Origin of the sequence: Stenotrophomonas maltophilia (genome assembly GCF_006970445.1) — a bacterium.
Classification (GTDB): domain Bacteria; phylum Pseudomonadota; class Gammaproteobacteria; order Xanthomonadales; family Xanthomonadaceae; genus Stenotrophomonas; species Stenotrophomonas maltophilia_AU.
On the sequence record NZ_CP033877.1, the window covers coordinates 3,535,946 to 3,548,794 of the forward strand.

Genomic DNA, 12,849 nt, shown 5'->3' on the forward strand with positions numbered 1-12,849 from the left:
CAACGGAAGCAAAAATAAACATCACTCCCGCGACAACCCAAGAAAAGCCCATCAGTTTGTTATAGGCCGACTGCCCGAACAAACGAATCAAGGCGCTATACAGACTGCAGTTCGCTCGGCAAGGCCCCGTTCCAATTAATGCGTCGTCCATGACCGCCACGCCATAGACGACCATCAGCACACCCACGAGACATCCGAAAATACGCACGGCAAGCATCTGTCTTCCTGTGTGGGCGCCAAAGACTCTGCAACGGGCGCAAAGAACTCCAATCTCTTGGCGGATGAATCAAGCTCCTAAGCTCTACGACTCAGGACTTCCTGATCGACCGCGCTCGATCAAAGTGAAGTCGTGCTCTGTATCTATACAATGCAGTAGACCGAATCCAGGCGCTCGCAACAACGCACCTCGTCCGAGGTGCCGCCATTCTTCCGCGGAAAAGCCAACTGCATAAGAATCATCATCGATCACGGCAACCACGATCCCGCGCGTTCCGCCACCAAGATCAACGGTGTCGCCAAGCAGCACCTTTTCCCCAGCCGGGTAGTTCATAGGAAGCACTCAGGGAAGTCCATGAACGCCGACGAGATCAGAGCGGGCTACGAGCTCATGCATGCCTTCGGATAGCGTCATACGGGGCGGTCGATTCGGATTCCCAATTGTCGGCCACCAACAGGACCGAGCTAGACATACGGATCGAAATCCAATGAGACTCCACCAGACGCCATCAGTCTGATCACGTCACAAGAAAGATTAAAACCCGGCCACACCCCGCGCTGACTCGATAGGCGTACTCCCACCTGCAACGCCCACAGCTTTGCCTCTCCCTCCACCTTCTCAAGGCCGCGCTGCAACGCTTCATGAACCCCCCCCTCGATGTCGCCAGTTCTGTATTGCTGGCGCTCGACTCTTGAAAGGATGACTTCTTCATCACTTGCAGGAGAGTCACCAACGAGAACGACAACCAGCTCAGGTCGCGTCGATGGAGCACTTTCCTCCTCCAATTCCAATCCGTCTGCGCCACCGTCTCCAGTCAACTCGGGATCAAAATTCAATGAGGCAGATATAGACGCCATCTTTTCAAGGGTTGCAGAAGAGAGATTTAGACACGCCCTATCCCCCTCGCCTGCCCGAACTCGCACGGTGATCTCAGGAGCCCTACTAATCAACTCAATCAAACCTACTGCCAATTGATCATCAACAATACTGCTGATTAATTCATCCGCCATAGCTATTTCATTCACCTCACGCGACAGCTGCGCCATCACGCCATAACCCGAACTTCCGGGGACCGAAACCCTCAATGCCACAAGAATCTCAGCAGGCATCACTTCCACCGATAATTGGTAACTTCCACGATAGGTCCTCTGCAGCCGCGCGGCTTGAGCACAACGCGCCCATCATCGCAGCCGCACAGGTCATACAAAGAAATATTCTTGTTGGTTCCAAGCCAGTCGATCTTCACATCATGCTCGCTGCCCGCGATCCCTGCTTTACGGAGCATTCTCGCGTCCAACTTTTTATCGCATTTATCGTCGTCTTCCGGGCAAAGCGCTTCCGCTGCCGCGCGGCCAGCACGCTGTCCAAGGAGCGATCCCGCAAACCCGCCGGCAGCTGCTCCGGACAAGCCTCCAGCACCAGCACATGCAAGTGCCCCCGGCCCTGTAGGACTGCACGCAGCTCCGCCACCCGCGGTTCCAAGCATGCCTCCGACGTATCCCCCGGCAAGTGCACCACAAGCTGCGCCTGCGTATTCACCAATTGCCAAACACTGCTGCCTCTTTTCGAGGCCTAAAGGATCGTAAAACATCAGCGGAGACGAATCTATGTATGAATAGCTGCTAATGCTTGGTGCCAGTCCCAGCGGGTCACTCTGCGAATATCGCCCCACAGCCGGGTCATACTCGCGCTGATAGTTGTAGAACAACCCACTCGCATCCGTCGCCTGCTGGCCCGGGAAGCGCAGCGCCAGCTCGAACGCCACACCATCCCCATCCGGATCGGCGCTCGGAATCTGGTTACCGAACACCTCGCTCTTGTTGCTCCACTCCCAGATCGCCACATCCCGTGCCGGGTCGATCACCACACGCGGGGTGCCCAGATGATCCGGCTGGACATAGGCCAACTCCGGCACTCCAGTGCCTGGCGCGTTGATCAGCGCCACCGGGTAGTTGTCCAGCCAGATCGCCTGCTGCCGCGCCTGGCCCGTGGCCGAATAGCTGCCAAGCCACTGCCCTGCTTCGTCATACAGAGTGATCTGCGCCGCGCCACCCATCGGAGTACGCAGTACGCGCTCGCCGCGATGGTTGTAGGCGTAGCTTTCCAGCACAGCATCACCCTGCTTCACCGCATTCATGCGGTTGGCATCGTTGTAGATGAACGTCTTGCTGCCGATGCTGGTGGTATTGCCCACTGCGTCATGACTGCGCACTTCGCCATCCACCGCGGTCAGCCGGTGGCTGGTCGCTGGATAGGTATAGCTGGCGGTACCCGCCGACGTGGTCAGCGAGGTGCGATTTCCGGTCGCGTCGTACACATAGGTTTCAATCGGCGTGCCGGTTGCACCGTCCCGGGTCTGAGTCAGTCGGCCCAGCGCGTCGTAGCTATATCGCGCCAGCGTGGTCGTCCCGGCGCCATCCTTGACTTCAACAATATTCCCATCCGCGTCGTAGCCGAATCCGATGGACAAGCCTCCCGGCGCCGCGTCATACACCCGCGCCGGACGGTAATCGGCATCCAACTCCCGAAGCAGATGGCGGCCGTTACCGTACGTCCAACCCGTCATCGGGCCAAACGGTGCGTACGTGATATTGGTGACGACCACCTTCCGAGCCTGCCCTGGAAGCGTCAATCCCACCTCACTGGTACGGCCCAGATTGTCGTAGGCATAGTCGGTGATAGCGCCATCCGGATAGGTCAACCGCTCCAGCCTCCCCGCCTTGGTGTAGGCGTAGCGCAGAGTCAAACCAACCCCATCGACCGTCTGTACCTTGCGTACCAACTGACCGAAACGGTCATAGCAGTATGCCGTACTGCCACCCGCATGCAGCGCCTGACCCACGCGCCCCTCGCCGAAGCGCCCACCGGCTGGGCAGACCGCAGGAGCAGCATCATAGGCGTAGACCACATCAAGATTCGGGTCCGCATAAGTGATGCTCTTGAGGCGGTTAAGCTCATCGTAGCTGTAGGCCGCTTTCACACCACGGGCATCGGTGCGCGTGGTGCGGTTGCCCATAGCATCCACCGTGAAGCCGTCACTGCCAGTATCCGGACTGAGCTGGTGCTGGGGAGCACCAAAGCCATCGTATGCGTAATCAGTGGCAAGGCCCTTGGGATCGACGACCTGCTCTACCTGTCCGTTAGCGGAATAGGCATACCGAACTTCGGCATTGATCCCACCCACGTCTTGAATCTGCACTTTGGGGCGATCTGCACCATCATAGGTACTCTTTGAGATGACACCCAGCGGACTCTCGGTCTCCAGCACGTTGCCGTTGGCATCATGACGGAAGAGGAAAGGCTGTCCGCCAGCACCCGCCTGTCGGGTCATCTGGCTATGGGCGTCGAACTGACGATCCCCGAACCGCTTCAACGCACCACTACTGTCCCGAACCTCTTCGCGGATACGGTTGCCAGCAGCGTCCAAGGTGTAGGTGACACGATTGCCGGCCGCGTCCTCGATGGCCACCAGTCGATCGGCCGTGTCATAGACCATGCGAACCCACACACCATCTGGCCCGGTGACACGAGTCCGCTTGCCCGTTGAGCTGTACTCATAAAGGCTGATGCGATCACTGGCCGGCACATCGCCCTTGAGCGTCTCCGTCAGAACGCGCCCCATCGAATCGAACAACCGCTCGACTACAGAACCATCGATGCCTCGGATCTGAACCGGGTTACCGAGCGCGTCATACTCCAGCAACTCGGTGCGCTGACCCAACGCATTGACGATTGCCCGTAGATCACCCTTGCGATGGGAACATGCGCCCCCTGCGTCACAGCCCGGATCATTTACGGCGAAGTACTCAAACTGCGTGACATTGCCCGCCGGATCCTTGATCGAGCGCTGAAGGCCCACGAGGGGGCATAGCAGTGCATTGGCGGCCACATCTGCATCCGTGCAATACGCATGTGCTGTCTGCCGGACATTGCCAGGCGCAACGGGTAGGGAGCCGCATACGTAATCCGTGCCCTGCGTTGCATCGTACTGGCATGAATAGAGAGCACGCCCCGCTGTATCCAGCACGTCTCTATCAAGCGAAACGAGCTGTTCGTTGCCAGCGTTCTTCTGGCTCACACGTTGCTCAATCACCCTGTTGCCCGAATCACGGACTGTCCGCGTCACCCGCCCCAATGATTCCTCTGTCGTCGTCAACACCTGCGAAACCGGGCCACTGCTTGAGTCAGCGTAGGCGTACGAAGTGCGATTCCCCAGCGCGTCCTGCGTATAGGAGGGTCGGCCATTTGGCGTAAACCCGAACGACTTGCTCCCCTTGGAGTCCGTGGTTTGGGTGATCTGTCGGAACTTCTCGCCGCCAATCAAGTTCTGACGGACCTCACCCAGGCTGTTCACCGTCGTCGCCGAGCCATCGCTGTTGTAGCTGATGGTGATGGCGTCCACAGACTGCCCCGCCGACCAAAGATGACTTCCCGTGACCTTGGCTTTCTCGTTGTACGAGAACGTTGCGTACCGCGCGCCGCCTTCGACGATGCCAGTCAACAGGTTACGGCCACCCGTTGGGGCAAGCCCAGGCTCCGCGTACAGATACTGCCGGGAGGTGCCATCGGGCCTCACGACCCCTGTGAGGTTATCGAAGCCATCGTAGGTGTATGTAGCCGCTGAGCCGTCGGGGAGCGTAATTGAGATCAGCCTGCCACGTTCGTAGGCAAAGACCAGCGACCGGCCCACCCCATCAACGGCTCGCTGCAGCCTGCCATTCGCATCGTAGTGAAGCGAGACGGCATTCTGAGGATTCGGATCACCGACTGCAATCAAGCGTCTCTGCGCATCGAAACGCCGTGTTGATCCTGACGCCTCAATGAGCTCGAAGCCACCGTCAGGAAGCTTCCTGAGCATCTCTGCAGAAGCGCGATCCCCGCGCCCGGACAGATACGTCTCCAGGTAACCTCTTTCTGTGAAGCGCCCGGTGCCATAAGCAGTCGTCAGCATCCCCATATAAGTATGGGACCAGTTCACGCCCAAATCGGGCGAGATCTGAATCTGCCCCAGCGAGTGATAGGAACGGACGAAGTCCTTCCCTGCAAACTGGAAATCCACTTCAAACCGTGCTTTATCGCCCGTGGCGGGAAAGCACGGATTGCAGTTTCCAGGCGCCGATTCAGTCTGCGTCATGTTGTATACATAGATTGCCTGCGCCGGCATAGTCGGCTCGCACAGCAGAGGCCAATCCAAGCCAAGCCCGCCCGGCACGTACGCTGGATTGTCAGCATGCTTCGGTTGAAAACCCGCTTGGCAATCAAAATGTTGAATCTTCGCCAGCGAGAAGTTGCGCCGGGAAGGAGGCTCGTTACCATTACCCCAACCCGGGCACCAAACGGTGTAGTTGTACTTTCGATTCGTTGCTCCTGGCAGAGCCGACGAGAACGAGATTGAGCCGTAGCCATAAGTTCGACGAACACTCGCATAATCCGATGCGTAGCTCCCCTCGAAACCTTCCTCAACGTGGGGACAAGCTGGCCAAGTTGCTCTAAAGTTCGCCAACATTCCCTTGACCGCTTCTTCCTCATTAGCGCATTTTGTGGCGTTGTAAGGATCGACCGCTGCGGAGCAGATGCCTTGACGTGAGTCCCAACCCGATATTACGTAGCCGGGCGCGTACAGGACACTAGGAGAATGATCATCTACGGTATATCGGATCATGAATACCGGACCATTCGCAGAATCCATGTACTGATGTGTCTCGCGCCTACGCCAGAGGTTGCCATACGAACCGGCCTTTTCCCGAAGCTCGGCCTCCGCCTCATAAAGGCTTGAGAAACACCTTTCGTAGCAGTATCTCGTTACCCGCTCTTGAGCGTTAGCATTGAGGGAGAAGATCCCACCTAGCATCAGGATCAAGACAGGAAATCCGAAAGCCGTTGCAGCCCGGCATAGATGCGCAACCCGATCTTTCAATGAGGTGACCGAGGTGGTCTGCCGCGTTGCGGCCAGCGCGCATCTGGTCGAATCCAAACACAGAACACCCACAACCACCTCCTTGTGGAAAAAGCGAAAGAAAGCAATGCTATAGGGGCGCACCCAATTCCAAGCATCAGCCTTGTGATGGCCTGTACACGGCTTCCTTCTGACTCTACACAGGAGACGCTTCCTGTGAAACCTTGGCGGTGCATCCAGACGCAGAGCATTGGATTGTGGCAATTGAGCTGCAATCCGTTCCTGCCTCATCGTAGCAAGCGAGTTCATCGCATGCCCCCATCGTTAGGGGTAGCAAGACGTAACAGCAGTTTGTGGCCACCCGGCCGCCCCGAGGCAGCGCGCGAAACAGCTATAAACGGGCCACAAAAAGCGTACTCGCGACCCGAGGCAGTTGCGGCGGCGGATCGCGCATCCACGCATGGCGTGGACTACTCCAGCTGGAGGCGGGCATAACGGGCCAGTTCTCGTGCGCCGAGTAGCAGGCCGTCGACGACATCCGGGCTGAGCTGCTGGTGCGCACCGCCCTGCTCGCGGGCGGCTTCGGCGGCGTGCAGGACCTGCATGAGTGCATTCAAGCCGGCCAGAGTGCGGCTGAGGCCGGCCATGGTGGCCGCCTGTGCCGGACTGAGGCCCTGCGCTTCCAGTCGCCGGCCGTCCGCGGCATCGCGACCGTCCATGCGGGCAAGCAGCGCAGGCAGCAGATCTTTGGGATCATCGAGCAGGGTTTCGACACGCTCGGCGACGTCGGCCGGCAGCAGGTCGGCGGCTTCGCCGATCAGGGCGTGCAGTTGGGGGAACAAGGGGCGTGCGGACATGGTGAATCTCCTCGCAGACGACGAGCCACCTGCGGATGCAAGGTGGCGGACGGTGCGGGTTGGCGTACCGGAGACCCAACAACTCAAGCGCGAGGAAAAAGACTCCAGCGGATTCTGATGAATCCCCACGCACCATCCGCCGAAACGAGGCAGGCGATGCATTTTCCATGATGAGCCGCAGCACACCCGGAGCGCTTGAGTTGAAGGTTTTTTTCAGGACGCCAATCCCGGCCAGGGCACCTGCCCCGGCCGCCCCATCTGGCCATCACGCAGCGCTGTGATCTGTAAGGAAATTCTCAAGCCGCGGCGGACGGTACGAATGCGTGCATGCGGACACGCACGCGGCGTGGTGGCGATCACGGTGATGTCGTGTTGGGCTTCTGGCCCATCATTCCTGGGAAGTTAATTCGATGGCACAAGCGACACAGGGCGCGATGCGAGGTCGGCAGGATTTGTGCCGACCAAGGTCGGCACCCACCCAAGCAGGGACCCTTACAACGGCTTCGGCGAGAACGTCAGGGTGGCGATCACGCCACGCTCGCCGCCGGGGCGCACGCTGACCTGCCAGCCGTACAGATCGCACAGGCGGCTGACGATCGACAGGCCGATGCCGCCGCCCTGCGAGTGGCCAGCGTGCGTGCCGCGATAGCCACGCTGGAACAGCTTGGCGGCGTCTTCTTCGCTCAGGCCCGGGCCGCTGTCGGTGACCGACACCGCGTTGGCGCCCACGTGCACGCGCACTTCGCCATCCTGCGAATACTTCACCGCGTTGCCGATCAGGTTGCCCAGCGCCACCGACAACGCGGCTTCCGGCGCATCAATGACCAGGTCGCGCTCACCTTCCAGCGCCAATTCCAGCGGCTTGCCACCCAGCTGGGCGCGGTGTGCGTCCAACAGCTGTTCGGCCACGCGGGCAACGTTGCTGGTGCCCTGCCCGCGCTCGTTGCGCGACAGCAGCAGCAGCGCGCCGATCAGGTCGCTGCACTGCTGTTCGGCACGCTGGATGCGCTGCAGGCGCTGCAGCACCTTCTCATCCAGGCCGGGCCGGGTCAGCAGCAGTTCGGTGGCGCCACGGATCACCGCCAGCGGCGTGCGCAGCTCGTGGCTGACGTCGGCATTGAACTCACGGTCGCGCTGCACCACTTCGGTCAGCCGCGACGAGTAATCATCCAGCGCCTGCGCCAGCTGTCCCACTTCGTCATCGGGGAAGCGCGGCGCCAGCGGCTCAGGATCACTGGTGCCGCCGCGATAGGCGCGCAGCCGCGCAGCCAGGTCCGAGACCGGCTTCATCACCTTTGATGCCGACCACCAGCCCAGCACCAGCGACAACAGGCTGAACACCAGCACCGACAGCACCAGTGCGCGGTTGAGCTGCTGCCCGCCGCGCACGCTGTCGGTCATGTCGTAGGCCAGGAACGCCCAGGCGTCGGGCGTCTTGCGCACGGCCAGCTTGTAGGCGTACGGCTGCCCACGTTCGTCGGTGCCCGAGATATTGTGGTTGCCGTCGGGCAACGCTGCCCAATCAGGTTCTTCCTCACGCAGCGCATCGAACTTGTCGGGTTTGACGAGGCGCGCACGCATCTGCTGCACTGGCAGGTCGGGGTTGCGATCCGGGCTCTCGTAGAACCGCCGCACATACTCGTTGATGTTGCGGTTCATCACGTCTTCCACCAGCTGGTTTTCCACGCGCATGCGGGCCCAGTTGGTGGCGAACGCGAACAGTGTCGTCAGGCAGAAGCCCAACAACACGAACGAGACGATGATGCGGCTGCGCAGGCGCCGCCGATACGGCGAACGCCGGCGCTCCCCCTTGGTTGCCACGGAATCAGGCTTCCGGGGTGGCGATGCGGTATCCGATGCCATGGCGGGTCTGGATCAGCGGCACTTCAAACGGCTTGTCGACCACCGCACGCAGGCCGTGGATGTGGACGCGCAGCGAATCCGAATCGGGCAGCTCCTCGCCCCAGACGCGGGTTTCCAGCTCCTGGCGGGTGACCACGGCCGGCGCGGCCTCCATCAGGGCCTGCAGGATCTTCAGCGCGGTCGGGTTGAGCTGCAGCAGCTTGCCCTGGCGGCGCACTTCCAGCGTGTCCAGGTTGTATTCCAGATCGCCGGTTTCCAGCACGCGGGTCTGCACGCCCTTGCCGCGGCGCGACAGCGCGTTCAAGCGCACTTCCACTTCCTGCAGCGCGAACGGCTTGATCAGGTAGTCATCGGCACCGGAATCGAAACCGGCCAGCTTGTTGTCCAGCGAGTCGCGGGCGGTCAGCATCAGCACCGGGGTCTGCTTGCGCGCTTCGTTGCGCAGCTTGCGGCACACTTCGATGCCATCCATGCCCGGCAGGTTCAAGTCCAGAACGATGGCGTCGAACTCGTGGACCACGGCCAGGTGCAGGCCGGTCACGCCGTCGGCGGCGAAGTCCACGGTGTGGCCACGATCCTCAAGGTAGTCGCCAAGGTTGGCGGCGATGTCGCTGTTGTCTTCGATTACGAGAATGCGCACTGGGACCTCTGGTTCTTGAAGGGTCGTCGGGGGGCCAGGCCCACCCGCTCAGGATGCCCCTGTGCGGGTGGACGCGACGTCTACCTGCTGAACGATACAGGTTCCATTCTTAACATTTCGTACCGAAGGGACGACACCGGCAAAAGCCCTCGCGTCAGCCGGTCAGCGGCTGATGCGCTGCTGGTCGGTCAGCGCCCGGCGGCTGTCTTCCTGGGCCTTGCGACGCTGGGCCACGGTCAGGCAGACGCTGGTCGGCATGTTGCTGCCGGTAAGGCGCTCTCGGCGGCAGATCATGCGGCTGTCGGCCTGGGCGCGGGTCATGATGGTGTTGACGATCTCCTGCTCGTTGAACAGGTCGTTGCGCTCCTGCGGCGCCAGCTCATCCACCTTCTCGCGGCCATTCATCTTGATCCGGATCCGGTTCAGTGCCTGCTGCACGCGACTCTTGTCCTCCAGCCCGATCTCGCTGTAGTCCTCGCTGCCCATGGCCGTTTCAACGCGGCGGATCTGTTCGGACACCGGGGTGAAGGCATCCATCTGCACGGTGTCCTTCTGCGCCTTGGCCTGCACGGTGGCCACCAGGCCCAGCGACAGCATCAGGGCGAGCGTAGTGTTGCGGTACATGACGAGCTCCATGTTCGTCCATGAATAGGGTCTCGACTTTACGGTTCTGCCGATGCGTCCACAAGGGACGCACGGCAGGGTGACCGATGGCGGCATGCGATCGGTCCGGCAGCGATCAGGGCTTGTAGTTGTTGAAGCGCTGGTTGTCGTTGAGCGCCTTGCGGCTGTCTTCCTGCGCCTTGCGGCGCTGGGCCACGGTGAGGCAGACGCTCTGCGGCATGTTGCTGCCGGTGGTGCGTTCGCGGCGGCAGACCATGCGGCTGTCGGCGTGGGCGCGGGTCATGATCGTGTTGATCACTTCCTGGTCGTTGAAGATCTCGGTGCGGTCGTGCGGGCTCAGCTGCTCCACGCGCTCGTGGTCGCCCATCTTGATCTTGATGCGGCCCAGCGCCTGCTGCACGCGGCTTTTGTCTTCCAGCCCGATCTCGCTGTAGTCCTCGGTGTTGATTGCCGTCTCAACGCTGCGGATCTGTTCGGCCACCGGTGCGTTGGCGTCGAACTTCACCTGCCCTTTCTCGGGCTTGGCGTGAGCGGTGGTGGCCAGGGCCAGGCCCAGCATCAGGGCGAAGGGGGTCATGCGCTGCATCGTTACCTCCAGGTTCTTCCATGAGTGGAACATCGACCCTGCGGTGCCACCGATACGCCGCTACGGCACGTTCGGTGGGCCGAAAGGCGGTGCGGTCAACGCCCGGCGGGCGGTGGGCTGAGCGTGTTGTAGCTGCGCTGGTCGTTGATCAGCGCCTTGCCTTTCTCTTCGATCCGGCGCCGTTCGGCCACGGTCAGGCAGCGGCTCTTGGGCATGTTGCTGCCAGTGGTGCGTTCGTACTTGCAGATCTGCCGGCTGTCTTCATGGCCACGCGCCAACAGCGTGTTGATGCGTTCCTGCTCGTTGAAGACCTCGGCCTGCAGCTGCGGCGGCAGCTCCTGCACGGTCTGGCGCTCGCCCATGTGCTGGCGGATACGCGACAGCGACTGCTGTACCTGGACGCGATCCTCGGCAGACAGTTCGGCATAGTCGGGGGCGGCCAGGGCAGTTTCCACCTGGCGCATCTGCTCGGCGACCGAGCCCTGCCGGTCCATCTGTACAGCGACTTTCTCCGGCTTGGCGGCAACAGCGCCAGACAGGCCCAGCAGCAACGCGATCGTCATGATGCGGTACATCGCCAACCTCCCGATCCATCCCGGAACGAAGGGCCAACTCTACGACCGTCACGCGGCCTCCACAAGAGACCTTGGGCACGGGGCCGACAGGCATAAAAAAGGCCCAGGCGGTGCACCCGCCTGGGCCTGAAGTCGTATCCCGATACCGATCCTGCTGAGAGGCAGAGCTGCGGTTCGCTGAAGCCTACGCCGGGGCCGATTAAAGCCTCGTTAAAGCCCCGGATCATTTACCCATGAGAATCGCAACGCCATGAATAATCAGGGCTTTTTGATCTTCTCTACGTGCTCGATGATGCGTGTGGCCACGTCGACCCCGCAAGCCGCTTCGATGCCTTCCAGCCCGGGCGTGGAGTTGACCTCCAGCACCAGCGGGCCGCGCGCGGAGCGGATCAGGTCCACGCCGCAGACCGACAGGCCCAGCGCCTTGGCCGAGCGCACCGCCACCTGCTGCTCGGCGCGGCTGGCCTTGGCCGCCACGGCGGTACCGCCGGCATGCAGGTTGGAGCGGAAGTCGCCCTCTGGCGCCTGCCGCTGCATCGACGCCACCACCTGGTCGCCCACCACGAAGCAGCGCAGGTCGGCACCCTTGGCCTCGCCGATGAACTCCTGCATCAGGAAGTTGGCGTACAGGCCGCGCAGCGCTTCGACGATGCCGCGCGAGGCACTGGCCTTTTCGGTCAGGATCACGCCGCGCCCCTGGGTGCCTTCATTGAGCTTCACTACATGCGGCGGCGGGCCGAGCATGGACAGCAGATCGACGGTGTCGTCGGGGTTGTCGCCGAACACGGTGACCGGCATGTCGATGCCCTTGGCCGCCAGCAGCTGGTGCGCGCGCAGCTTGTCGCGCGAACGCAGGATGGCATCGGACGGATTGGGCGTGCGCGCGCCCATCAGCTCGAACTGGCGCAGCACCGCGGTGCCGTAGCGGGTGATCGAGGCACCGATGCGCGGGATCACCATGTCCACGCCGGTCATCGGCCGGCCCTTGTAGTGCATGGAAAAGCCGTCGGCGGCGATGCGCATGTAGCAGCGCAACGGGTCCAGGATGCGCACGGTGTGGCCGCGCGCGCGCGCCGCCTCGACCAGCCGACGGGTGGAATACAGGGAGCTGTTGCGGGACAGGATGGCGAGCTTCATCGCAGTGGGTTCGGTCGGCAGGCGCGAAGCATAGCGCGGGCGTGTGGCGGGTGGATGATGCCTGGCCCATGCTGCCTGCACCGCCGGTGGTCGGCTCCTGCGGCGACGATTCCGGCGAGGGAGTAACCGCCGCCGGATACACCACACGCCCGCATTACCATGCGGGCTGATTCTGCTTCAGAACCCGCGCGCGGATTCACCCAGCGCCGCGATGCAGGTCATCTGCGTGGCCGATCCGGCCGAGGTGCTCTTGTAGATCTGCCACAGCAGCTGCGCGGCCTTCGGCCCACCGGCGCGACCCAATGCACGCAGCGCTTCCAGCTGCCGGGAGGTGCCGGCACCGGAGTTCTTGTAGATCTCGTGAATACTGCCGACGACGTCGTCCTTCGTTTCCATGCGCTGCTTCCCGTGTAGAAAATGCGGCAACGCTAACCGGGCGCGGATGGCCGTGGAT

At 61.8% G+C, this 12,849-nt stretch carries 10 protein-coding genes; all 10 read right to left on the bottom strand.

The annotated features are described in order from the left end of the window. Positions 1–681: 681 nt before the first annotated feature. Positions 682–1,326 carry a hypothetical protein gene (locus EGM71_RS16265; RefSeq protein WP_188485696.1) on the bottom strand — a complete coding sequence of 215 codons (645 nt, stop codon included), beginning with the start codon at positions 1,324–1,326 and terminating at the stop codon, positions 682–684. Beyond that, a complete protein-coding gene (locus EGM71_RS16270) occupies positions 1,326–5,879 on the bottom strand; it encodes an RHS repeat-associated core domain-containing protein (protein WP_223224486.1) in 4,554 nt (1,517 codons plus the stop codon). The genes EGM71_RS16265 and EGM71_RS16270 overlap by 1 nt, the downstream gene beginning before the upstream one ends. Before the next feature lie 704 nt (positions 5,880–6,583). Then, positions 6,584–6,970: a hypothetical protein gene (locus EGM71_RS16275; RefSeq protein WP_100473728.1), complete on the bottom strand. Its 387-nt coding sequence runs from the start codon at positions 6,968–6,970 to the stop codon at positions 6,584–6,586. Positions 6,971–7,462: 492 nt separating this feature from the next. Next, positions 7,463–8,833, bottom strand: coding sequence for a sensor histidine kinase (locus EGM71_RS16280; protein ID WP_188485697.1), 1,371 nt, complete (start codon positions 8,831–8,833; stop codon positions 7,463–7,465). Further along, complete coding sequence (locus EGM71_RS16285) at positions 8,796–9,473, bottom strand: response regulator transcription factor (protein WP_005410804.1); 678 nt, start codon at positions 9,471–9,473, stop codon at positions 8,796–8,798. Before EGM71_RS16285 ends, EGM71_RS16280 begins: the two co-directional genes overlap by 38 nt. A 162-nt stretch (positions 9,474–9,635) precedes the next feature. Continuing rightward, positions 9,636–10,097, bottom strand: coding sequence for a hypothetical protein (locus EGM71_RS16290; RefSeq protein WP_014648206.1), 462 nt, complete (start codon positions 10,095–10,097; stop codon positions 9,636–9,638). A 115-nt stretch (positions 10,098–10,212) separates the two neighbouring features. After that, entirely contained in the window at positions 10,213–10,683 is a 471-nt protein-coding gene (locus tag EGM71_RS16295) for a hypothetical protein (RefSeq protein WP_188485698.1), read from the bottom strand. A 95-nt stretch (positions 10,684–10,778) separates the two neighbouring features. Then, positions 10,779–11,258, bottom strand: a complete 480-nt coding sequence (locus EGM71_RS16300; RefSeq protein WP_188485699.1) for a hypothetical protein — start codon at positions 11,256–11,258, stop codon at positions 10,779–10,781. 258 nt (positions 11,259–11,516) lie between these two features. Beyond that, positions 11,517–12,395 carry a 30S ribosomal protein S6--L-glutamate ligase gene (gene rimK, locus EGM71_RS16305; protein WP_005418651.1) on the bottom strand — a complete coding sequence of 293 codons (879 nt, stop codon included), beginning with the start codon at positions 12,393–12,395 and terminating at the stop codon, positions 11,517–11,519. A gap of 177 nt (positions 12,396–12,572) precedes the next feature. Further along, entirely contained in the window at positions 12,573–12,791 is a 219-nt protein-coding gene (locus tag EGM71_RS16310; protein WP_041863763.1) for a hypothetical protein, read from the bottom strand. Between the last annotated feature and the right edge of the window lie 58 nt (positions 12,792–12,849).